Annotated in this window: 22 protein-coding genes; 19 read left to right on the top strand and 3 right to left on the bottom strand. The window is 35.8% G+C overall.

All coding sequences use genetic code 11. The features are described from left to right. Positions 1-225: 225 nt before the first annotated feature. Positions 226-1,806: an NADP-dependent glyceraldehyde-3-phosphate dehydrogenase gene (locus EKM05_RS03705; protein ID WP_126553569.1), complete on the bottom strand. Its 1,581-nt coding sequence runs from the start codon at positions 1,804-1,806 to the stop codon at positions 226-228. A gap of 233 nt (positions 1,807-2,039) precedes the next feature. Then, positions 2,040-2,351, bottom strand: a complete 312-nt coding sequence (locus EKM05_RS03700; protein WP_126463014.1) for a rhodanese-like domain-containing protein — start codon at positions 2,349-2,351, stop codon at positions 2,040-2,042. A 272-nt stretch (positions 2,352-2,623) separates the two neighbouring features. On the opposite strand from EKM05_RS03700, the gene EKM05_RS03695 reads away from it, so the two are divergent. The 15 genes from EKM05_RS03695 (at position 2,624) to trpA (ending at position 16,178) form a co-directional block, all read left to right on the top strand. Beyond that, positions 2,624-3,250, top strand: coding sequence for a Crp/Fnr family transcriptional regulator (locus EKM05_RS03695; protein WP_126463016.1), 627 nt, complete (start codon positions 2,624-2,626; stop codon positions 3,248-3,250). A 68-nt stretch (positions 3,251-3,318) separates the two neighbouring features. Further along, the gene (locus EKM05_RS03690; RefSeq protein ID WP_126463018.1) at positions 3,319-4,107 is read left to right on the top strand and encodes a sulfite exporter TauE/SafE family protein; all 789 of its coding nucleotides are present in this window, start codon (positions 3,319-3,321) and stop codon (positions 4,105-4,107) included. A gap of 80 nt (positions 4,108-4,187) precedes the next feature. After that, a complete protein-coding gene (locus EKM05_RS03685; RefSeq protein ID WP_126553567.1) occupies positions 4,188-5,603 on the top strand; it encodes a rhodanese-like domain-containing protein in 1,416 nt (471 codons plus the stop codon). Positions 5,604-5,662: 59 nt separating this feature from the next. Next, the gene (locus tag EKM05_RS03680) at positions 5,663-6,499 is read left to right on the top strand and encodes a methyltransferase domain-containing protein (RefSeq protein WP_126553565.1); all 837 of its coding nucleotides are present in this window, start codon (positions 5,663-5,665) and stop codon (positions 6,497-6,499) included. Positions 6,500-6,712: 213 nt separating this feature from the next. After that, the gene (locus EKM05_RS03675; RefSeq protein ID WP_126463024.1) at positions 6,713-7,168 is read left to right on the top strand and encodes a MarR family winged helix-turn-helix transcriptional regulator; all 456 of its coding nucleotides are present in this window, start codon (positions 6,713-6,715) and stop codon (positions 7,166-7,168) included. 14 nt (positions 7,169-7,182) lie between these two features. Then, positions 7,183-7,815 carry an NAD(P)H-dependent oxidoreductase gene (locus EKM05_RS03670; RefSeq protein WP_126553562.1) on the top strand — a complete coding sequence of 211 codons (633 nt, stop codon included), beginning with the start codon at positions 7,183-7,185 and terminating at the stop codon, positions 7,813-7,815. A gap of 35 nt (positions 7,816-7,850) precedes the next feature. Further along, positions 7,851-8,420 (top strand): YceI family protein, encoded by a 570-nt coding sequence (locus tag EKM05_RS03665; RefSeq protein ID WP_126553561.1) that lies wholly within the window; start codon positions 7,851-7,853, stop codon positions 8,418-8,420. A 348-nt stretch (positions 8,421-8,768) separates the two neighbouring features. Further along, the gene (locus EKM05_RS03660) at positions 8,769-10,169 is read left to right on the top strand and encodes an anthranilate synthase component I family protein (protein WP_126463030.1); all 1,401 of its coding nucleotides are present in this window, start codon (positions 8,769-8,771) and stop codon (positions 10,167-10,169) included. 155 nt (positions 10,170-10,324) lie between these two features. Further along, positions 10,325-10,891, top strand: coding sequence for an aminodeoxychorismate/anthranilate synthase component II (locus tag EKM05_RS03655; RefSeq protein WP_126553559.1), 567 nt, complete (start codon positions 10,325-10,327; stop codon positions 10,889-10,891). An 81-nt stretch (positions 10,892-10,972) separates the two neighbouring features. Next, on the top strand, positions 10,973-11,965 hold the full coding sequence (gene trpD, locus EKM05_RS03650; protein ID WP_126553557.1) for an anthranilate phosphoribosyltransferase: 993 nt from the start codon (positions 10,973-10,975) through the stop codon (positions 11,963-11,965). Positions 11,966-12,052: 87 nt separating this feature from the next. Then, positions 12,053-12,832, top strand: a complete 780-nt coding sequence (trpC, locus tag EKM05_RS03645) for an indole-3-glycerol phosphate synthase TrpC (RefSeq protein ID WP_126553555.1) — start codon at positions 12,053-12,055, stop codon at positions 12,830-12,832. Positions 12,833-12,889: 57 nt separating this feature from the next. Next, complete coding sequence (locus EKM05_RS03640; RefSeq protein WP_370275724.1) at positions 12,890-13,591, top strand: phosphoribosylanthranilate isomerase; 702 nt, start codon at positions 12,890-12,892, stop codon at positions 13,589-13,591. A 4-nt stretch (positions 13,592-13,595) separates the two neighbouring features. Beyond that, the gene (trpB, locus tag EKM05_RS03635; RefSeq protein WP_126463038.1) at positions 13,596-14,777 is read left to right on the top strand and encodes a tryptophan synthase subunit beta; all 1,182 of its coding nucleotides are present in this window, start codon (positions 13,596-13,598) and stop codon (positions 14,775-14,777) included. Between the two features lie 258 nt (positions 14,778-15,035). Then, the gene (locus EKM05_RS03630; RefSeq protein ID WP_126463040.1) at positions 15,036-15,356 is read left to right on the top strand and encodes a gamma-glutamylcyclotransferase family protein; all 321 of its coding nucleotides are present in this window, start codon (positions 15,036-15,038) and stop codon (positions 15,354-15,356) included. 60 nt (positions 15,357-15,416) lie between these two features. After that, on the top strand, positions 15,417-16,178 hold the full coding sequence (gene trpA / locus EKM05_RS03625; protein WP_126553553.1) for a tryptophan synthase subunit alpha: 762 nt from the start codon (positions 15,417-15,419) through the stop codon (positions 16,176-16,178). A gap of 563 nt (positions 16,179-16,741) precedes the next feature. On the opposite strand, the gene EKM05_RS03620 is transcribed toward trpA, so the two are convergent. Then, a complete protein-coding gene (locus tag EKM05_RS03620) occupies positions 16,742-19,390 on the bottom strand; it encodes a TonB-dependent receptor (RefSeq protein WP_126553551.1) in 2,649 nt (882 codons plus the stop codon). A gap of 297 nt (positions 19,391-19,687) precedes the next feature. On the opposite strand from EKM05_RS03620, the gene ychF reads away from it, so the two are divergent. From ychF to EKM05_RS03600, 4 genes are all read left to right on the top strand, one after another. After that, positions 19,688-20,782 carry a redox-regulated ATPase YchF gene (gene ychF, locus EKM05_RS03615; protein WP_126463046.1) on the top strand — a complete coding sequence of 365 codons (1,095 nt, stop codon included), beginning with the start codon at positions 19,688-19,690 and terminating at the stop codon, positions 20,780-20,782. Positions 20,783-21,152: 370 nt separating this feature from the next. Further along, on the top strand, positions 21,153-21,674 hold the full coding sequence (locus EKM05_RS03610; RefSeq protein WP_126553549.1) for an NADPH-dependent FMN reductase: 522 nt from the start codon (positions 21,153-21,155) through the stop codon (positions 21,672-21,674). Positions 21,675-21,830: 156 nt separating this feature from the next. Continuing rightward, a complete protein-coding gene (locus EKM05_RS03605; RefSeq protein ID WP_126463051.1) occupies positions 21,831-23,693 on the top strand; it encodes a DNA topoisomerase IV subunit B in 1,863 nt (620 codons plus the stop codon). A gap of 11 nt (positions 23,694-23,704) precedes the next feature. Continuing rightward, positions 23,705-23,890, top strand: a complete 186-nt coding sequence (locus tag EKM05_RS03600) for a hypothetical protein (protein ID WP_126553547.1) — start codon at positions 23,705-23,707, stop codon at positions 23,888-23,890. Positions 23,891-23,915 lie beyond the last annotated feature (25 nt).

Raw genomic sequence — 23,915 nt, 5'->3', positions numbered from 1 at the left:
TAATTACACCTCGACAAGAGTATAAAGATAAAGTTTCTTTTTAAACTTTTTAGATAATTTCACCTAAATAAGGATTTGTCCATCGGGTATTAATTCTATAGACTCTACTATTTTATGGCGCTATTAGCACGCGATGTTTTGAAATATGTCGTTTAAAATTCTAAAATATATTTCAAAGAGGAATGTTAAGTCCAAAAAAAAACGGCTTTTTTTGATTATAAAAGATTATAAAATATAATCGGTATTAATAAAATTAGATTCTTTACTGCTCAATAATTCCTGTAAAATAGCATTGTTATAGGCATTGTCTTTAGATGCTACAAAGGTTCTAATTGAGAACGAGCGCAGCGCATCATGAATACTCAATGTTCCTACTGCTGAATCTTTTCGTCCTGTAAACGGGAGAACATCCGGACCTCTTTGGCAAGAACTATTCAGGTTTACTCTGCACACTAAATTCACCAAAGCATCAATAAGTGGTGCAATAGTTTTAATGTCTTTTCCAAACAAACTTACTTGTTGCCCATAATTCGATTCGGCCATATCATTCAAAGGTTCCTGAATGTCTTTGAAAGAAATAATAGGCACCACAGGACCAAATTGCTCTTCGTGATACACACGCATTTCTTTATTTACTGGAAATAAAACCGCTGGAAAGATGTAATTAGAATAATGTTGTCCTCCCTTTTCATTAATTATAGCAGCTCCTTTACTAGTAGCATCATCAATCAATTCCTGAATATAAGCTGGTTTTTCTTTTTCTGGTAAAGGCGTCAGAAACACAGAGGCATCCCACGGATTTCCAAAAACTAAGGCATCCACTTTGGCAGCAAAACGCGTATTGAACTCCTCAACAATAGACTCATGCACATACAATACTTTCAAAGCCGTACAACGCTGTCCATTGAACGATAAAGAACCGGCAATACACTCTTGGATGGCCAAGTCTAAATCAGCATCCGGAAGAACTATCGCAGGGTTTTTCGCCTCTAAACCTAGGATCAAACGCAATCTGTTTTTATTAGGATGCTGGTCTTGTAATGCAATCGCTGAGGTACTGTTTCCTATCAAAGCCAAAATAGCTACTTTACCGGATTTCATTATTGGCGAAGCCACTTCACGTCCGCGACCGTATACAATATTGATGGCTCCTTTTGGGAAACTGCTTCTAAAAGCTTCTAATAAAGGGGAGATCAACAGCACACCATGTTTTGCCGGTTTAAAAATTACCGGGTTCCCCATAATCAATGCCGGAATGAGTAACGAAAAAGTCTCATTCAACGGATAATTATAAGGCCCAAGGCATAAAACAACTCCAAGCGGTCCTCTACGAACCATAGCGTTTACTCCCTGAACTTTAGAAAAATGAGCACTACGGCTGTTCAATTCTTTTAAACTGTCAATAGTATCATATATATATTCTACAGTTCTGTCAAATTCTTTTTCAGAATCACTCAATGATTTTCCTATTTCCCACATCAATAGTTTAACTACTTCTTTATGGGTCGTTTTCATTTGAGTAACAAAGTTTTCCATACACTTTATCCGATCCGCCACTTTCATCGTAGGCCATAATCCTTGACCGTTATTATACGCTGCATTGGCTGCATTTACCGCTTCTAGAGCTTCCGTTTCCCCCATAGACGGGATAGAGCCTAAAATAGTTGGACCATATTCATCCGTAGACGAAATTGTTGAAAAAACAGGAGTTGTCTGACCGTTCCATTTTTTTAATTCTCCATCAATTAAGTACGTATCTTGATTTAATAAAGTGCTAATTTGAAATTCTTCTGGTATTACATTCATAAAAATAGATATTATATTTATAATTTGGCTCTGCCACGAAATCGGTATGCATTGCACTCTATACTGATTTGCAAAATAAAGACTTAATAATACCAGCATTAAAACATTACGTTAATTAAGCTTAATGGCAAAAAAGGGATTCCCTAAATAGTGTGATTTCTAATTAAACCCACACAAAAAGTAGTAAAACCTGTAATTTAAATACTAAAAAGAGGTGTTACCCTCTTTGCGTTTTATGGAGCTACTACTTCTCCATCCCATTCTATAATTCCGCCTATTAAGTTGTAGGCGTTTTCAAAACCAAGCTGATTCATTATTTCGCATGCTTTTGCACTTCGCATTCCGGATCGACAATACACATAATACTTTTTGTTTTTGTCCAAAGCTTCTATTTCAGTTACAAAATCCTGGCCGCTGTGAATGTCAATATTGATGGCATTGGCAATATAGCCTTCGCTAAATTCATCTTCGGTTCTCACGTCTAGAATTACTGCATTTTCATCCGCTTCAAATTGAGAAATCCAATCTTCTTGTGTTAAATTCATAATGATGTTTTTTGTAAAAATACAACGTTTTTACCAAACAATAAACGTAACAATTGTTAATTAGATATTTTTATTGAAAAATCGTTTTCGCAAAACATTAAACATCAATAAACTAAAACCAAGGCTTGAATTCTTATTAAAAATAGTCTATTAAATCCATAGACAACAAGCCATAAATCAAAGATTTGTACACTGTTATAGTCTGAAAAACGGTCTGTTTTTTGAGTTATTTACACTACTTTTACAAGGCAGAATATAGAAAAAAAATAAAAATGCTTGATTCCATAAAAAAAATATTTCCTTCCTTTTCTACTGAACTAGTCAAAGATGTGGATGCAAATGCTGCGATCCAATCCTTCAAAACTGGTGATGTCATCATGCGCACCGGACAGTACATAAAAAATACTGTATTGGTAATCCGTGGAAAAATTAAGGTCTATCGCGAAGATGAAAATGGAGGAGAGTTTTTCATGTATTATTTGCAACCCGGTCAGGCTTGTGCCATTTCCATGATATGTGCCACCAAAAATGAAAAAAGCCAAATCATGGCTAAAGTCGTTGAAGATGTCGAACTAATCCTCTTGCCCTTACTCTTGATGGACAAGTGGATGATGCAACACCGCAGCTGGTATGAATTTGTAATTGATACCTACAGAAGTCGTTTTGAGGAGATTCTCGAAGTCATTGACAGCATTGCTTTCCGGGCGATGGATGAGCGATTGGAATTTTATCTAAAACGCCATGCCGATGTGTGTGGTTGTAAAGAATTGAAACTCTCCCATCAGGAAATCGCATCAGAGCTCAATACCTCAAGAGAAGTAATTTCGCGTTTGTTAAAAAAAATGGAGCAACGCGGCATTGTGGCCTTACACCGCAATAACATTGAACTGTTAAAATAAAATTTACGCCCTGAAGAGGTGCTTTTGTGCAACTATTTTTAAAATCAGAGCTTCAAAAAAATGTTACGATGGAATATTTAGGCTATTTTGCTTCTATTATTATTGGTCTTTCTTTGGGTTTAATTGGCGGTGGCGGATCCATACTTGCCGTTCCCATACTGGTATATCTCTTTAATATCAATCCGGAACTAGCCACCAGTTATTCGTTATTTATAGTCGGAATAACAGCTATGATTGGGAGCTACAGCCAGTACAAACTTGGTAATTTAAAAATAAAACCAGCACTTGCCTTTGCGATTCCTTCTCTCCTCTCTTTACTTTTTGTACGAGAAATTGTGTTACCAAAAATTCCGTCCGTTATTTTTACACTACACCATTTTGAAGTGTCAAAAAATCTTTTGATTCTCATTGTGTTTGCGTGTCTTATGATAGCCACATCCGTATCGATGATCAAAAAGGCAATACCAAAAAAAACTCTTCAAAAAGACAATTTCAGCAAGATAGCCCTCATTGGACTATTAGTAGGTTTTCTCACTGGTTTTCTAGGTGCCGGTGGTGGTTTTTTGATCATTCCAGCATTGCTTTTCTTTGCAAATTTACCTATGAAACAAGCTATTGGCACCTCTTTATTGATTATCTTTATTACTTCGTTAATTGGTTTTGGCGGCGATGTGTTAAACGGTATCAGCATCAATTTCAGACTACTTTTTACCATTTCGGCAATTGCCATCCTGGGACTGTTCATTGGCACCTATTTATCTAAAAAAATCGATGGCGCAAAACTAAAACCGGCTTTTGGTTGGTTTGTGTTAGCTATGGGAATGTATATTATTATCAAAGAATTTCTCCTGAATTAAAAAAACAGAATGTAGCAATTGTTACCGTTTATCCTAAAAAACAGAAGTACATTTATACCATAAATTAAAAAAACGCAATCATGCAAATCGAACAAATATATACCGGATGTTTAGCACAAGGCGCATATTATATCACATCAAATGGAGAAGCAGCCATTATTGACCCGTTACGGGAAACCCAGCCCTATCTGGATCGATTAGAACGAGATGGTGTGCAATTAAAATACATTTTTGAAACTCATTTTCACGCTGATTTTGTTTCCGGTCACATAGATTTAAGCCGTCAAACTGGTGCTCCTATTGTTTATGGCCCAAATGCAACATGTGAATTTGAATGCATTTCTGCAAATGACGGACAGGAATTCAGCATTGGAAACATCAAAATAAAAGTACTACACACGCCGGGACATACCATGGAAAGCACCACTTTTTTATTGATAAACGAAAACGGAAAAAACCATGCCATTTTCTCCGGTGACACCTTGTTCATTGGTGATGTGGGAAGACCGGATTTAGCCCAAAAAGCGGCACACATGACCCAGGAACAGCTGGCCACAACTTTATTTCATTCTTTACGAACAAAGATTATGACCTTGGCAGACGACGTCATCGTATATCCTGCTCACGGTGCAGGAAGTGCCTGTGGAAAAAACATGAGCAAGGAAACCGTTTCGACCATTGGCGACCAAAAAGCGACCAATTATGCGTTGCGTGCGAATATGACGGAAGCTGAATTTGTTCATGAAGTCACGGAAGGTTTATTGCCTCCGCCAGCTTATTTTGGTATGAATGTGGCAATGAACAAAAAAGGATATGAAAGTTTTGAAAACGTTTTGAATCTGGGAATGCGTGCGCTTTCCCCTTCTGAATTTGAAGTAGCCGCTGAAGAAACCGGAGCTTTATTATTGGACACTCGGAAAAATGGGGAATTTGCCAAAGGATTTATTCCGCAATCCATAAACATTGGTATCGATGGTGATTTTGCTCCTTGGGTAGGCACTTTAATTGCCAATGTGCAACAACCCATCCTGATTGTTTGTGAACCGGGACAAGAGGAAGAAACCGTTACGCGTTTGAGCCGTGTGGGTTTTGACAACTTAATGGGGCATCTGGCTGGTGGTTTTGATACCTGGGCAAAAGCAGGAAAAGAAATGGATACCGTACATAGAATTACTGCAGAACAATTTGCCAAGGAAGTAAAAATTGGCCAAAGCAAAGTAATCGACATTCGGAAAGAAAGTGAATACTCCGCAGAGCATGTTGAGGAGTCCTACAGCAAGCCATTAGCAGCTATTAATGAATGGATCAAAGACATAAATCCTAAAGCCCATTTTTACCTGCATTGTGCCGGTGGATACCGCAGTATGATTGCGGCTTCAATACTGGAAGCGCGGGGTTTTAGAAATTTTACTGAAATTGAAGGCGATTTTAATGCTATTGCAAAAACGACTGCTCCTAAAACAGATTTCGTTTGCCAAAGCAAAATTTTGAAATAAAAATAATTTCAATGACAACGGCTGTTTCAAAGTAATGGCTATTTCAAAAAAAAAAAATTATGGAGCATCTAAAATGTTGTGTCATTTCTAACAACGAACCGCTGGACCAAGCCTATTGGGAAACACAATACAAAACCAAAACAACCGGTTGGGATTTAGGCCAAGTATCTCCGCCCTTACAAAGGTATATCAATACTATAACTACTAAAAACAGTCGTGTTTTGATTCCCGGTTGTGGCAACAGCTACGAAGCGGAATATCTTCTGGAGCATGGATTTACAAATGTTACCGTTATTGATATTGCTCCAACACCTGTTAGAGCTTTAAAAGAAAAATTTAAAAACAACCCTTCTATTAAGATTGTTTTAGGCGATTTCTTTGCATATCAGGGAAAGTATGATTTGATTATTGAGCAAACTTTTTTCTGCGCTTTGCCTCCTACAATGCGCCAGAAATACGTTTGGAAAATGCATCAACTCTTGGCTGAAGAAGGAATTCTGGCGGGATTATTATTCAATAGAACGTTTGAATCCGGACCTCCTTTTGGCGGAAACAAAGAAGAATATGAACTGATTTTCAAAGGTGCTTTTGACTTTTTGAAAATAGATGTGTCTAAAGATTCAATTGCACCAAGAGCAAATTCAGAGTTGTTTATCGAATTAAAAAAAAACAGTCAGGTTGTTGTGAATTTATATGAGCTGGAAGGCATTACAGATAGCGACTGTATGGAAAAACTTATAGAAAAACTACTGGCAATTAATGGTGTTTTAAATGTAAGCATCAGCAGTAATTTTGCCGATGTACTACTTGTGAGTAAAAAGGAAATTACAACCGAAACGTTACAGGAAGTGACTGCTTATGACGAAAAGTACGCTATCAAAAAAATAAAGAACTAAATTCAGATTCCTTTTTTAGAGACAAAAAATGAAAACATTATTTACAAATTGGCATATTATGCGCTGGGTGCGGCTAGTGTTTGCCTTATTTTTATTTGCACAAACCAGTATCCTGTATAGCACTTAAAAAATAATTAACAAAAAAAATCAACATTTGTATATACAACTATAAAAAGTGTTACATTTGTACCAACAAATTACATATATACAAATATGAAAATTGAAGAAATTTTAAAAACAACTATACCAATGGATAATTCAAAAAAAATTATCCTTAATGTGTTGTACACACAAAATGTAATTACAGAAAACTTTAATGAATTATTAAAACCTCACGAAATATCAGGAGAACAATACAATGTACTTCGAATATTAAGAGGGCAAAAAGGAAATCCTGCAAATATGTGGGCTATTCAGGAGCGAATGTTAGCCAAGACCAGCAACACCACCCGATTAGTTGACAAACTACTATTGAAAGAGTTTGTCACTCGAAAAGTGTGTCCTGAAAACAGACGTAAAATAGAAGTTCTGATTACACAAAAAGGATTAGATGTTCTAGCAGTATTAGATCCTAAAGTTATAGCGCACGAACGGTTTTTCTCAAAAAATTTGAGTGCAGAGGAAATCATTCAATTAAATCAATTATTAGAAAAATACAGAAACCAATAAATAGTATATACAATATGAACACCTTTTTAGATCACCAAAATTGGAGATACGCCACCAAAAAATTTGACGCCACCAAGAAAATATCCAATGAAGATTTAAACATTCTAAAAGAAGCAATCCGTTTAAGTTCTTCTTCCTACGGATTGCAACCTTACAAAGTCATAATTGTTGAAAATCCTGAATTAAGAGCTAAAATTAGACCATCGGCCTGGGGACAATCACAAATTGTAGAGGCATCACACTTAATTATCTTTGCTAATGAAATTAACTTTGGCACAACTGGAATCGATAATTATTTTAAAAACACCAGTGAAACCAGACAAATTCCTTTAGAAAGTATGAAGGGATATCAAGAGCTGGTAATCAAAAACATTACGTCTCTTTCCGAAGAAATGCGAAATATCTGGACGGCAAAACAAACGTATTTAGCTTTAGGAAATTTATTGAACGCCGCTGCTGAACTTAAAATTGATGCTACACCTATGGAAGGTTTTGTTCCCGCCGAGGTTAATGAAATATTAGGTCTGGACAAATTAGGATTAAATGCCACTTTAATAGCAACTATTGGCTACAGACACGAGGAAGATGCAACACAACACAACAAAAAAGTTAGAAAATCAAACGAAGAATTATTTATCACATTATAATTATTAATCAAATTCAAATTTAAACACTCAAACACATGAAAAAATTCAAATCAATCGCATTAGCATTAGTAGTAGTTTTATCTGCGGTATCTGTAACAGCCCAAACTAAAAAAGTTGATGTTGCAAAAAGCACCATCAACTGGACAGGAAAAAAAGTAACGGGACAACATGAAGGAACAATCAACCTGAAAGATGGCGCATTAGTTTTTAAAAGAAAAAAATTAGTTGGCGGTACCTTCAACGTAGACATGACCTCACTTTTGGCAACAGATTTAAAAGCAGGTCAAGGCAAAGAAAAATTAGAAGGCCACTTGAAATCAGAAGATTTTTTTGGAACTGAAAAATTTGCAACAGCAACTCTAGTATTCAAAAAACTAGTAACTAAAGCGCCTAATGTGTATACAGTAACTGGGGATTTAACAATTAAAGGAATTACGAAACCAGTTACTTTTGATTTAACCACAACCGCAAATACAGCTTCAAGTACTGTAATAATTGATAGAACAAAATATGATATCAAATACGGTTCCGGAAGTTTCTTTGACAACCTTGGAGACAAAGCAATCTCAGACGAATTTACTTTAGCTGTTGCTTTGAAATTCTAAATTTCAGTACATTTTGTTTTCAAACCCCAACAAGCAATTGTTGGGGTTTTATTTTTAATAATTCTAGCCTGCATATTTATTTAACAAAAAAACTTTACCTTTCAACTTATTTAACGCCTAATGTTTTTGAAAAATCAAATTTCATTTCTATCTTTGTAACATGAAAACAATTTTAAACAATACTTGGTGGTGGAACAATTTACGTCAGTCGTCGTGAACTAAGCTCCTATAGTATTATTAAAACTATAAATATAAAAGGCTTGTCATCACGACAGGCCTTTTTTTGTTTCAAATTATAAATTAGAACGCACAGGATACATCCTGTTGCTATCAAATAATAAAAACATAATGAAAACTTTGATATTAAATACCAAATACAAACAAATCCTGGCAGATACGATAACTCCTGTCAGCGTATATCTCAAAATTCGTGATAAATTCCCAAATAGTTTACTACTGGAAAGCAGCGACTATCATGGTAATGACAACAGTTTCTCCTATATTTGTTGTAATCCGATTGCTTCCATAAAAATAGAAAATGAAATCATCTACAAAACATTTCCTGATGGGAGTTTTGAGAAAATTGAAATTGATGCCAACACCAATATCCCGCAAGTAATTCAAGAATTTTCAGGTCAATTCAAATCCGAGAAAAACGATTTTAAATTCATCAATAATGGACTTTTTGGATATATTTCGTACGATGCTGTTCGTTACTTTGAAAAAGTGTCTATTGCCAAAAAAGAAAATAGCAATACCATTCCTGATGTGTATTATGCCGTGTACCAAAACATAATTGCTATTAATCATTTCAAGAATGAGGCCTATATTTTTTGTCATAGTTTAGATGGTAAAAACAACATTTCAGAAATTGAACAATTATTACAATCCCGAAATATTGCTTCTTATAAATTTTCGAAACAAGGAGAAGGATTTTCAAATTTAACCGACGAAGAATTCAAACATAATGTGGCTTTAGCCAAAAAACATTGCTTTAGAGGTGATGTGTTCCAATTGGTTTTGTCCAGACGATTTACACAAGGGTTCAAGGGCGATGAATTCAATGTATATAGAGCATTGAGAAGCATTAATCCTTCGCCTTATTTATTCTTTTTTGATTACGGTGATTTCAAAATATTTGGTTCTTCGCCAGAAGCCCAAATTATTGTTAAAGACCGTAAAGCTGAAATTCATCCTATTGCAGGAACTTTTAAAAGAACGGGAGATGATGAAAAAGATGCCATTCTTGCCAAAGAGCTATCCATTGATAAAAAAGAAAATAGTGAACATGTGATGTTGGTGGATTTAGCCCGAAATGATTTGAGCCGCAACGGTCATAATGTGAATGTAGAGAAATACAGGGAGGTGCAGTTTTTCTCACATGTCATTCACTTAGTTTCAAAAGTAACCGGACATTTACATGAAAAAGCTTCTACAATGCAGGTTGTAGCCGATACTTTTCCAGCTGGAACATTGAGTGGCGCTCCCAAACACAGAGCCATGCAACTGATTGAGGAGTATGAAAAAACAAATCGTAATTTTTATGGTGGTGCTATAGGTTTTATGGATTTTGAAGGTAATTTTAATCATGCGATTATGATTCGGACTTTCCTTAGTAAAAACCATCAATTGCATTCTCAAGCCGGCGCCGGAATTGTAGCCAGTTCAGATGAAGAAAGCGAAATGCAGGAAGTATATAATAAATTGAGGGCCTTAAATGCCGCTTTGGATTTAGCAGAAACAATATAAATCCCCTCCCCAACCCTCCCCGAAGGGAAGGGAAGGAAAGGGAGCCAAATGTAAAAAAATTAGCAACTTATGAAGTTGTAAATAAAAATAACAATTAAAAAACCTATTTACCCCAATAGGTACTCCCCTCCTTCGGAAGGGGTTGGGGGAGGAAAATGAAAAAAATACTAGTTATAGATAATTACGATAGTTTCACTTACAATTTAGTGCATTATCTGGAAGATTTAGATTGCGAAGTAACCGTTTATAGAAACGATGAATTTGATATTGATGAAATTGCCGTTTTCGATAAAATTCTTCTTTCGCCGGGACCCGGAATTCCGGATGAAGCGGGGTTACTCAAAGCAGTGATTCAAAAATATGGCCCTACAAAAAGTATTTTTGGGGTATGTTTAGGCCAACAAGCAATAGGTGAAGTCTACGGTGGGTCACTTTCTAATTTAGAAAAAGTCTACCACGGTGTGGCCACTAATGTAAAAACTGTTGTTGATGATGAGCTTTTATTTGAAGGGTTAGGAAAGGAATTTGAAGTAGGGCGGTACCATTCCTGGGTAGTTAATGCCAATTTACCGGATATTCTAGAGGCAACTTCCTTTGATGAAAACGGGCAGGTAATGTCATTGCGCCACAAAACATACGATGTCCGTGGTGTACAATTTCATCCCGAAAGTGTGTTGACTCCAAATGGGAAAAAGATATTGGAGAATTGGGTTAAAAATTAGTCATAAAGTCAAATATCACAAAGTCGAAAGACTTTAAGACTTTAAGACTTTAAGACTTTCAACTTTAAGACATATATAAAAATGAAAAATATATTAAACCGATTAATCAACCACGAAATGCTTTCGAAAGAAGAAGCAAAAAACGTATTAGTTAATATCTCCTACGGAAGTTACAACACCAGTCAGATAGCTGCTTTCCTTACCGTGTATATGATGCGAAGCATCAGCATTGAAGAGTTAGCCGGTTTTCGTGAAGCATTATTAGAACTGTGCATTCGTGTGGATTTATCCGCCTACAATACCATTGATTTATGTGGCACTGGTGGTGACGGGAAAGACACATTCAATATTTCAACTCTGGCTTCTTTTGTAGTTGCCGGAGCCGGAATAAGAGTAGCTAAACATGGTAATTACGGAGTATCCTCTATTTCTGGCTCGAGTAATGTAATGGAGAAACTAGGAATCAAATTCAGCAACGATTCTGATTTCTTAGAAAAAAGTATTGATAAAGCGGGAATTTGTATTCTACATGCTCCATTATTTCATCCAGCGATGAAAAACGTAGGACCTATTCGAAAAGAACTGGCGGTTAAAACATTCTTCAACATGCTGGGTCCCATGGTAAATCCATCATTTCCTAAAAATCAATTAGTAGGAGTGTTTAATTTAGAAATGGCCAGAATGTATGCGTATTTATATCAAAATACTGATGTGAACTTTACCATCCTGCATTCGCTTGACGGCTATGATGAAGTGTCCTTGACGGGACCTACAAAAACGATTACCAGCTCCATGGAAGGCATGATAAATCCGGAAGATTTTGGTGTTCGCCTTTTGCTGCAAAGCGAAATCGAAGGAGGGAAAACTATAGAGCAATCTGCTCAAATGTTTACTGATATCATTTCCGGAAAAGGAACTGAAGCACAAAATAATGTGATTTGTGCCAATGCGGCCATGGCAATTGCGACTGTTACAAAATGTTCTCCTTTAGAAGGATTTCAAATAGCGAAAGAAAGTTTATTATCCGGTAAAGGACTTGTAGCTTTGAAGAAATTGAAAGATTTAAGTAAATAAAAATAGTTTGAAGTTCAAGGTTTAAAGTTGTTTGCATTTCGAACAACTTTAAACCTTGAACAAAGAAAACTTTAAACAAAAAAATAAATGAATATTTTAGATAAAATCATAGTTGACAAAAAAAGAGAAGTCATTCTCAAGAAATCTATCATACCTGTTTCACAATTGGAAGCTTCCGTTTTCTTTGAAAAAAAAACTATTTCTTTGAGTGATAATTTACGAAACAGTACATCCGGAATTATTGCGGAGCACAAACGCCGTTCGCCTTCCAAAGCAGCAATAAATTATAGTTTTACTGTTGAAGAAGTAACCAAAGGCTATGAAAATGCTGGGGCTTGCGGAATTTCAGTATTGACAGATGGAAAATATTTTGGTGGTTCTTTAGACGATTTACTTTTGGCAAGAGCCACAGTAAATATACCATTATTGAGAAAAGAATTCATTGTTGATAACTATCAAATATTGGAAGCCAAAGCATACGGAGCCGATTTAATTCTACTTATCGCAGCAATTTTAACCAGAGAAGAAATCAAATCCTTGTCTGAATTTGCCAAAAGTTTAGGACTAGAAGTTTTACTGGAGGTACACAATCAAGAGGAACTGGAAAAATCGATTATGCCTACCTTAGATATGATTGGTGTAAACAATCGCAATCTAAAAACATTCGAAGTGAGTTTGGATTTCAGCAAGCAATTAGCAGCACAAATCCCAAATGATTTTGTAAAAATTTCCGAAAGTGGGATTTCATCAGTTGAAGCGATTAAGGAATTAAAACCATTCGGATATAAAGGATTCCTGATTGGAGAAAACTTTATGAAAACTGATAATGCAGGTAAAGCTGCAACCGAATTTATCAGCCAACTATAAAACAACCCTGTTAAGGTTCAAAACTCTAAAAGGATTGAATTAAAAAAAAAACTGGAAATGAAAAAACAAACAGACCATCAAGACGCTTCGGCTCCCTCCCCTTCGAGGTGGGCTGGGGTGGGGATAAAAATTTGCGGCATGAAATATCCCGATAATATAATCGAAATAGGGTCGTTCCTACCCGATTATATGGGATTTATATTCTGGGAGAAATCGGCTCGATATTTTGATGGTGTGATTCCAAATTTACCAAAATCAATTAAAAAAGTAGGAGTTTTTGTCAATGAAAGATCCGAAGTTATTTTGGCGAAAACCAATAAACACGATTTGCAGGCCATTCAATTGCACGGTCACGAATCCGTTGCCTTTTGCCAGGAATTAAAAAATAAAATTGATCGTAAAATTGATATTATAAAAGTATTCTCTGTTGATGATTCTTTTGATTTTGAGGAACTAAAACCGTTTGAAACCGTTTGTGATTATTTTCTTTTTGATACCAAAGGAAAATTACCCGGAGGCAACGGAGCCACATTCAATTGGAAAGTATTAGAAAAGTATCCCTCAAGCAAACCGTTTTTCTTGAGTGGTGGAATCGGAATTGATGAAATGGGCGCTATAAATGAAATTTCGAAAACCAATTTACCGCTTTACGCCATTGATGTAAACAGTAAATTTGAGATAAAACCCGGTTTAAAAAACATACAATTGTGTAAAGACGCACTGCAGTACGTCTCTACAGATAATAAAATAAAAAAATAAAACTATGTCATACAACGTTAACGAAAAAGGCTATTACGGAGAATTTGGAGGCGCCTTCATTCCTGAAATGTTATATCCAAATGTGGAAGAATTACGTCAAAATTATTTAAAAATTACAGCTGAGCCTGAATTTCAGGCTGAATTTGATGCCTTGCTTAAAGAGTATGTTGGTCGCCCTACGCCTCTTTATTTTGCAAAACGGTTATCAGAACAATACAACACTAAAATCTACCTAAAAAGAGAAGATTTATGTCATACTGGCGCGCATAAAGTGAACAACACCATTGGACAAATTTTATTAGCCAAACGTTTGGGTAAAAAACGTATCATTGCCGAAACCGGTGCCGGGCAACATGGCGTAGCAACAGCAACTGTTTGTGCGTTAATGGGACTGGAATGCATCGTGTATATGGGTGAAATTGACATCAAACGTCAAGCGCCAAATGTAGCTCGTATGAAAATGTTGGGTGCCGAAGTGCGTCCGGCGCTTTCAGGATCAAAAACCTTAAAAGATGCCACAAACGAAGCCATTCGCGACTGGATTAACAATCCTGTAGACACCTATTATATCATTGGATCCGTCGTAGGACCACACCCTTATCCGGATATGGTGGCGCGTTTCCAAAGTGTTATTTCTAAGGAAATTAAAGAACAATTATTGGAAAAAGAAGGTCGTGAAAACCCTGACTATGTGATTGCCTGTGTAGGTGGTGGTAGCAATGCTGCCGGAGCCTATTATCATTTTCTGGATAATGAAGACGTGACTATTATTGCGGTCGAAGCAGCAGGATTAGGAGTCGATTCAGGCGAAAGTGCTGCTACATCGGCATTAGGGAAAGTAGGCGTTATTCACGGTAGTAAAACCTTGTTGATGCAAACTCCTGATGGTCAAATCACCGAGCCATATTCCATCTCGGCAGGATTGGATTATCCAGGCGTAGGTCCTATGCACGCTAATTTATTCGCTACTGGCAGAGCACAATTCATCTCCATAACGGATGATCAAGCCATGCAATGGGGGTTAAAATTATCCCAAATGGAAGGACTGATCCCCGCTATCGAAAGTGCGCATGCCTTTGCCGTTCTCGACCAAATGAAATTCAAAGCAGATGATATTGTTGTCATCAATCTTTCCGGTCGTGGCGATAAGGATTTGAATACTTATATTGATTATTTTAAATTATAGTTGATTTGACCCTCATTTTTTTAGGGTTTATCCCGAAATTATTTCGGGGCGTTCCCTCGCTTCCACTAACGTTACTGCGAGGTCAGGATTTTCGTTGCACTCTTTTTTATCTCGTTAAAAAACGAGACGAAAAAGGATTTTCACTGCAAACGAAGTTCACTGAACTTCAATAAAAAATAAGAGTTTAGTGAAGTAATCCTTAACGCAAACCCAACAACATAAAAATGACGTTCAATTCACATTTTAAAAATAGAAACTATGGAAAAATTATTCGCTTACAGCAGCTTACAAAATGTGGACATACAAAAAGATCTTTTTGGGCGTATTCTTGAGGGAACTCCTCAAACACTAATTGGTTACATCATAAAAGAAATCCAAATTGAAGAAGAATTTGGATTAGTGCACTACCCCATTATTACCGAAACCCAAAAACCGGAAGACACCATCAACGGAATGGTGTATTCCGTTTCTTCACAAGAACTTCGCCAAACGGATTTGTACGAAGGATTGCATTACAAACGTGTTGAAGTGCATTTGCAATCCGACCAAAAAGCTTGGGCGTACAGCGCCGCTATCTAAACATTCCAATTAAAACTCCAAGGTAAAAAAGATCCTAAAATAGAATAAAAAAATACGACAATGAACCGAATAAATCAAAAACTACAAGACACTAAGAAGATCCTTTCCATCTATTTCTCGGCAGGATATCCCAACCTTAACGATACCGTACAAATCATCCAGGATTTAGAAAAAAGCGGGGTGGATATGATTGAAATAGGATTGCCGTTCAGTGATCCATTGGCTGATGGACCAACGATTCAAGCCAGTTCCACACAAGCATTGCACAACGGAATGACGACACAAGTTTTGTTTGACCAATTAAAAGACATTCGTAAAACAGTATCTATTCCTTTAGTGATTATGGGATATTTCAACCCAATGTTGCAATACGGAATCGAGAATTTCTGCCAGAAATGTGCGGAGATTGGCATTGACGGGTTAATCATTCCCGATCTTCCCGTTGACGTATATGCAGATGAATATAAATTAACTTTCGAGAAATACGGATTGAAAAATATATTCTTAATTACACCACAAACTTCTGACGAGCGCATCAACTTTATTGACAGTGTATCTGATGCATTTATTTACATGGTAAGTTCCGCGAGCGTTACAGGATCACAATCCGGTTTTGGAAGCGTTCAAGAAGACTATTTCAAACGCATTGCCAAGATGAATCTGAAAAACCCTCAAGTAATAGGTTTTGGCATCAATAACAAGGAAACCTTTAATCAAGCCACTCAATTTGCCAAAGGAGCAATTATAGGAAGCGCTTTCATTCAGCATTTAACTGAAAATGGTACCGGTAAAATCGAGGAATATATAAACGCAATTCGATAACTAATCTCTTTTATATAAAATCAAACGGCGTTTACAGTTCCTTTAAACGCCGTTTTTTTAGGATCATTTAGTTAAGTACATGACAAAAAGTAAAACAGATTGTTTTCTAAAAACTTAAATCCTGTTAAAATAAATTTTGACAAGTAATCAAATCCATATTTAAAAACGTTTACTACTCTTCTTCCATGTTTTTTTATTATTATTTGGATGTTTTCATCTAAATAGTCACCAATTTTATAACACCATACAAAAGCAATGATTGTCAAAGAAAATAGTTTCTCTAATCTTTCTAAATCGGATACATGAGTAGCCTTTTTTGTTTATATTTCAAAAAGGAGAACCCTGTGGAACTACCTCTTTTTAAGGAGCAGACAAAAAAATATTTTTCACTTGATGAAAGGCCCTAAAATTGATTTTTTTGAGCTATCGTGCAACTACATAAACGTGAATTAAATACCTAAAAATCAATTTAATAAAACAAAAATAATCCTTTGTTCTATTAATTATTAGTACCAAAAAGGGCTGTCGATTGACAGCCCTTTATAATTAATTAAATACTTAAATTAGAATTTATAGTTTAATGATAAATTAAACATTGTTCCTAATTGGCTAAAGTGGTATCCATCATACGTCATTTGAGAGTAACGTTGGTTGAAAGTAACCAAATTAGACTGATTTTTTACTTGAGCTGGATCGTTTAAAATAGCTCTTCCTGCAGCGTTTTCTGCTTTGAAATTCCATTCAGGAAGCACGTTTAATAAGTTATTCACGTTTAAAGATAAAGTTAATTTATCAGTCGCTGTGAAATTAATACCTAAATCAGTAACGATTTTTGGAGTAAATTCAGTTCTTAAGTTAGCGTCCATACCATCTTGTTTGAAAATAGATTTCCCAAAGTAAGTGTTATTAAGGGAGAAACCAAATTTTCCAACTTCGTAATTCGCTCCTAAGATCCATTTTGTATTTGGTCTTGAAGTAAACGTTAATGCATCTAACGTTGCTCCAAAGTTATTACTAGCAACTGGAGAAATTCGCTCATTTTGAAAAGTTACGTTTCCAGATAAATTGAATCCAAGTTTACCAGATCCTAATATAATGTTATTGTAATTAGAAACTACATCTAAACCTGAAGTTCTAGAGTCAAATGAATTCTCAAACCAAGCTACATTACCAAATTCAGTATCCTGTCTGTCTCCTAAAACAATTCTATCTTCTACTTTAATGTTATAGTAATCTAATGTGAAATTAAAATTTTTCGTTGGTTTTGCTCCAATTCCGATAGTGATATTTGTTGATTTCTCAGCATCTAGCGGATCAATTCCTAATTTACGTGCTTGTGGTGAAACGTTATTTATAATTCCACTAACTTGAATTCCTTGTCCCGCAACGAATGAGTATTGTGATTTTTGCGTGTAAATTTGGTGTAATGTAGGTGCTCTAAATCCAGTAGAAATAGACCCTCTTAATGTAATTTTGTCATCTAAAAATTTATATCTAGAACTTAATTTCCAAACTGTTGCACCACCGAAATCGCTATAATCTTCATAACGAACAGTACCATTGATTAAGAAATCTTTGGTCACATCATAAGCAAGGTCAAAATAAGCTCCTAAATTATAACGATTCCATGATCCTGAATTTTCAGGTCGATTACCTGCAAATGAGTCAGCTCCAATTCCGTCCCAAGATGCTTTATCCCCTTCAATTACTTCGAAAGTTTCTGTTCTCATCTCAGATCCAAAACCAATACTAACTTTGTCAGATAATATTTTAGAGACATCTAAGTTTCCTACAATATGATTGAAAGCAGTCCCTCCTGGTTTGAATGATATTGGGCTGTTTTCTCTGTAAACTTGAGCACCATTTCCATCTACAATGTTAGATCTATTCTGTGAGTTGTTTACAGAATATGATTGGGTGTTACCACCTACAGTAATACTCGCGTCAGTATTCCAGTCATTTTTAGTTGATTTGTAACCTAATGTTCCGTTATAGTCATTTAAATCCCCTTCAAAAGTAGGAACATATCCTTGGTAAGAAGCTGCAGTACCGTCACCAAATAAGTCTTTCAAATAAGGTGCAGATGCTAATGTTCTCCAATATGGAGTTCTGTAGTTAGCAAATGAATTTACTTTTTTGTAAACATAAGCGGCATTGTAATACAATTGAGATGTTTCGCTTAATTCACTTCCACCATTTACTAAGAATTTTGCAGCAGCAGTTTCAGGTGAACCATTAATATTCCCTGCATCTGGTTTTTTAGCTAAAAATGCCTGAACGTCTGATAGAGAAGCCCCAAAATCTGCTGCTTCACCAGCGGCATCTACAGTCCCTGGTCTGTTAGATAAATTAACTTTCGAAAAATCAATAGTATAATTTATAAATCCTTTTTCTCCTACCGTTGTTCCATTATTTAAACTTACACCTAGCATTTCGCCGTCACCAGCAGAAGTCATTCCACTTCTTACTGTTACTGATCCGTCACGTGTTCCTTTTTTTAAGATAATATTCATTACCCCAGCAATTGCATCAGAACCGTATTGAGCCGATGCACCATCACGAAGTATTTCCACTCTTTCGATTGCATCAGTAGGAATAGCAGAGATGTCAGCACCTGTTTCACCACGTCCCGGAGAGGTTTGTACATAAAGTAAAGAACTTAAATTTTTACGTTTCCCGTTGATAAGGATTAACGTTCTACTCGGTCCCATGTTTCTAATCTCATAAGGATCTAATAATGAAGTTGCATCATTTACCGGAGTCTGAACGGTGTTGAACGATGGAATCTTGTATTGTAAAGCTTTGTCAAAAGAAGCTTGCCCTGTTGAGGCTAAATCCTTTGCAGAAATAACATCAATAGGTAATGCTGATGTGGTATTACTTCTTGGCGCAGTTCTGCTTCCAGTAACTACAACTTCATTTAGATTTTGTCCGCCTTCTTCTGATAAGACAACATTCAGCACAGCACTTGTAACTGCTTTTTCTAATTTAGCAAAACCTACATAGCTAAAAACTAAAGTAGCCCCGTCTTTAACTTTTATCTTGTATGCTCCATTCATATCAGTAGAAACCCCATTTTGAGTTCCCTTTTCAACAATGTTTACACCAGGCAAAGCATTCCCGGTGTTTTCTTTTACAACACCCGAGACTTCTTTTTGTGCAAAAAGAAACGAGATGTTTAATAGAAATAATAATAATGCAAATTTTCTCATAATAAGTTTTGTTTGATTTTTGGTTTGGTTTTAAATCGATCGCAATATAATTTTTTTTAACAAAATATTAGTAAATTTTTCGTTTTTTTATAAAAAATATTTCAGATACGTTTAATCTGAAATTTTACTTATTTAAACATTTTTAAAATCTTATCTTTGCATACTTTTAGCGGTAGCTACTAAATTTTACGTTTAGCGTGTCATTCAAAAAAAGCATTACAAAATCGTGATGAAATCTGTTCAAAAACAGCAAAAATGACGATACTATACTCCATTAAAAATAAATATTATCTACATATGAAAGCAGGAATTGTAGGATTACCAAATGTTGGAAAATCAACATTATTCAATTGTTTATCCAATGCAAAAGCGCAAAGTGCCAACTTTCCTTTTTGCACCATCGAACCCAATATAGGTGTTGTAAATGTTCCGGATTCCAGAATGGAAAAACTGGAAGAATTAGTAAAACCAGAACGCGTGCAAATGGCAACTGTCGATATCGTTGATATTGCAGGATTAGTAAAAGGAGCTAGTAAAGGGGAAGGTTTAGGAAATCAATTCCTTGGAAACATTAGAGAATGTAATGCGATCATCCATGTTTTGCGTTGTTTTGATAACGATAACATTGTTCACGTTGACGGAAATGTAAATCCTATCCGCGACAAAGAAACCATAGACATCGAGCTGCAATTGAAGGATTTGGAGAATGTTGAAAAACGCTTAGAAAAAGTAAATCGTGCCGCTAAAACGGGAAATAAAGAAGCACAAACCGAAAAAGCTCTTTTAGACCGAATCAGAGAAACATTGCTTCAGGCAAAATCAGCAAGAATAGTAATTCCTCAAAACAATGATGAAGAGGTTTTGATGGAAGCGTTTCAGTTAATTACAGCAAAACCAGTTTTATACGTCTGTAATGTTGATGAAAACTCAGCAGTAAATGGAAACAAATATGTGGATCAGGTTCGGGAATTGGTCAAAGATGAAGATGCGGAAGTAATTATTCTTTCGGTTGGTGCTGAAGCTGATATTACCGAATTAGAAAGCTACGAAGAGCGTCAGGTTTTTCTGGAAGATATGGGTTTAAGCGAACCCGGAGCCTCAGTCTTGATACGTGCAGCTTATAAATTATTGAAGCAACAAACTTATTTTACCGCAGGCGTTAAGGAAGTTCGGGCTTGGACTATAGATGTTGGGGCAACTGCGCCACAAGCTGCAGGAGTAATTCACACTGATTTCGAAAAAGGATTTATCCGCGCCGAAGTGATTGCATACGAGGATTTTGTACATTACGGTTCCGAAGCTAAATGTAAAGAAGCCGGGAAATTCAAAGTAGAAGGAAAAGAATACATCGTAAAAGATGGTGATGTGATGCATTTTAGATTCAACGTGTAAATAAGTCATAATGTCCAAAGTCATAAAGTCGAAAGTTAGTATTAGCTTTCGACTTTTTTGTACCCAATCCAGCTTTCCACTTCAAACGAAGTTCACTGAACTCCAATTAAAATAAAAGTTTAATGAAGTAATATTTCTCCAACAATCTCTTTTTTCTAAGACAAAAAAAGGAGCTTCCGCTGGTTACTCTTTTTGTCAAGAAAAAAATGAGATTGATCAGAAAAATGCTTTCCATTTCACTCTGGGGTAAAATTGATTTTGCAAATATCATATTTCATAGTTTCATCTTTGTTTTCAAAATGGGTCAATCTGTGGCTAATTATTTTGGAGCTGAACCAATTTTTAGTACTTTTAGTCAAAATAAAGTATCATGAAAATAATCGCTTTTGGCGCAAGCCCCAGCAAAAACTCGATCAACAAAAAATTAGCGACTTACGCAGCGAATCTTTTTGAAAATGCAGTAGTTGAGGTGCTGGATTTAAATGATTTCCAAATGCCGATATTTACCGTCGATATAGAAAAAGAAATTGGTCAGCATGAATTAGCAAAATCATTTCTGGCTAAAATTGCCACTGCTGATATTCTAGTGGTATCCATGGCGGAAAATAACGGAAATTATTCTGCCGCTTTCAAAAATGTTTTTGACTGGTGTACCAGAATAAATGCGAAGGTTTTTCAGGAAAAACCCATGTTATTGATGGCTACTTCTCCCGGAGCCAGAGGCGGAGCAAGCGTTTTGGGAATTGCAAATAACGCTTTCCCCTTTTATGGCGGAAACATAAAAGCGACTTTTTCATTGCCTAGTTTTGAGGCTAATTTTGATGTGATAAATAATAAGATTTCTAATGCTGAATTAGACAATCAGTTGAAAGAGATTATCAAGATTTTTTAAATTCGAATATCAAAAATCAATTTCAATTTGAAATCTGCAATCTAAAATCGTTAATTCTAAATCGGTTGTCAATATCATTCTTAATAACTTTGATGACTTCCTGTTTTAAATTTTATCGAATTACACTACATTAGCACCAAATCCACAAAACCTACAATGTCCGATCAAAATCAATATACCGAAGACAACATTCGGTCACTCGACTGGAAAGAACATATTCGCATGCGTCCCGGAATGTACATCGGAAAATTAGGCGACGGCTCCTCTTCAGATGACGGAATTTATATTCTGCTGAAAGAAGTACTCGATAACTGTATCGATGAATTTGTTATGGGTGCTGGAAAAACAATCGAGGTCACTATCAAAGATAAAACCGTTACGGTCAGGGATTATGGACGTGGAATTCCTTTGGGAAAAGTGATTGATGTAGTTTCCAAAATGAATACCGGCGGAAAATATGATTCACTTGCGTTTAAAAAATCAGTTGGTCTGAACGGAGTAGGGACAAAAGCAGTCAATGCGTTGTCCAATTATTTTAGAGTAGAATCCGTTAGGGATGAAAAACAAAAAGCAGCAGAATTCTCAGCAGGAAACCTTGTCCTTGAAGAAGATATTATCGAAACCACCAAGCGAAAAGGAACCAAAGTTACTTTTATTCCAGATGAAGCAATTTTCAAAAATTACAAATATCGGTATGAATATGTAATCAAAATGCTCAAAAATTATTGTTACTTAAACAATGGTTTGACAATTCTTTTCAACGGTGAAAAATATTTTTCAGAAAATGGTCTGAAAGATTTATTAGAAGAAACTATTCATGCTGAGGATTTAGAATATCCTATCATTCACTTGAAGGGTGAGGATATCGAAATTGCTTTGACGCACAGCAAAACCCAATACAGCGAAGAATACCATTCGTTTGTAAACGGACAAAACACGACTCAAGGCGGAACACATTTAGCAGCCTACCGGGAAGCAATTGTTAAAACCATCAGGGAGTTTTACAACAAGAGTTTTGAAGCTTCTGATGTTCGAAAATCAATCGTTACAGCGATCAGCATCAAAGTAATGGAGCCGGTTTTTGAGTCGCAAACCAAAACTAAATTGGGTTCAACTGACATGGGATCCGAACCGGGAATGCCTTCCGTGCGTACTTTTGTAAACGATTTTGTGAAAACCAAATTGGACAATTACTTGCATAAAAATCCACCAACCGCAGAAGCATTATTACGAAAAATTATTCAAGCCGAAAGAGAGCGCAAAGAATTGTCCGGAATACGAAAATTAGCGACAGATCGTGCCAAAAAAGCAAATCTGCACAATAAAAAATTAAGAGATTGTAGGGCGCATCTCCCAGATACTAAAAACCCTAAAAATCTGGAAAGCACGCTTTTTATTACCGAAGGAGATTCTGCATCCGGATCCATTACTAAATCGCGCAATGTAAATACGCAAGCCGTTTTTAGTTTGCGTGGTAAGCCTTTGAATTCCTATGGAATGAGCAAGAAAATTGTATATGAAAATGAAGAGTTCAATTTGCTGCAAGCGGCACTGGATATTGAAGATGGCTTAGAAAAATTGCGGTATAACAACATCGTAATTGCTACAGATGCGGATGTTGATGGAATGCATATTCGCTTGTTATTGATTACTTTTTTCCTGCAGTTTTTCCCTGAATTGATAAAAGAAGGGCATTTATACATTTTGCAAACGCCACTTTTCAGGGTTAGAAACAAGAAAGAAACCATTTATTGTTACTCTGATGAGGAACGAAGAAATGCTATTGAAAAATTAAAACCAAAACCAGAAATTACCCGATTCAAAGGACTAGGTGAAATTTCACCGGATGAGTTCAAAAATTTCATAGGCGAAAGCATTCGTTTAGAACCCATTATGATGGATAAAAACACTTCGATTGAGCAATTATTGTCGTTCTATATGGGCAAGAATACGCCGGACAGACAGGAATTTATCATCAAGAATTTGAAGGTGGAATTAGATGTGATTGAGAAAATTTAAATAATTATAAAATGCCTACAAAAAGAATACTTATTCTTATTGCCCTACTATTTGTGATCAGTTTTTCAGCTACTTTTTTTATTATAAAGAGCAATGATCACAAGGAATGTGAAACAGTTGTAAAAAAAGAGTTGGATAAAAATGGAAATAGTGTCACAAAAGAAGAGCATATTTGTAAAGAAAAATATTCGTTTTAGCATTTTAAGACAAAAAATATAATTA

Source organism: Flavobacterium sp. GSP27, assembly GCF_003970395.1.
Taxonomy (GTDB): Bacteria; Bacteroidota; Bacteroidia; order Flavobacteriales; family Flavobacteriaceae; genus Flavobacterium.
Note: the sequence above shows the minus strand (reverse complement) of the source record. Positions and strands in the feature narration are given on the sequence as shown.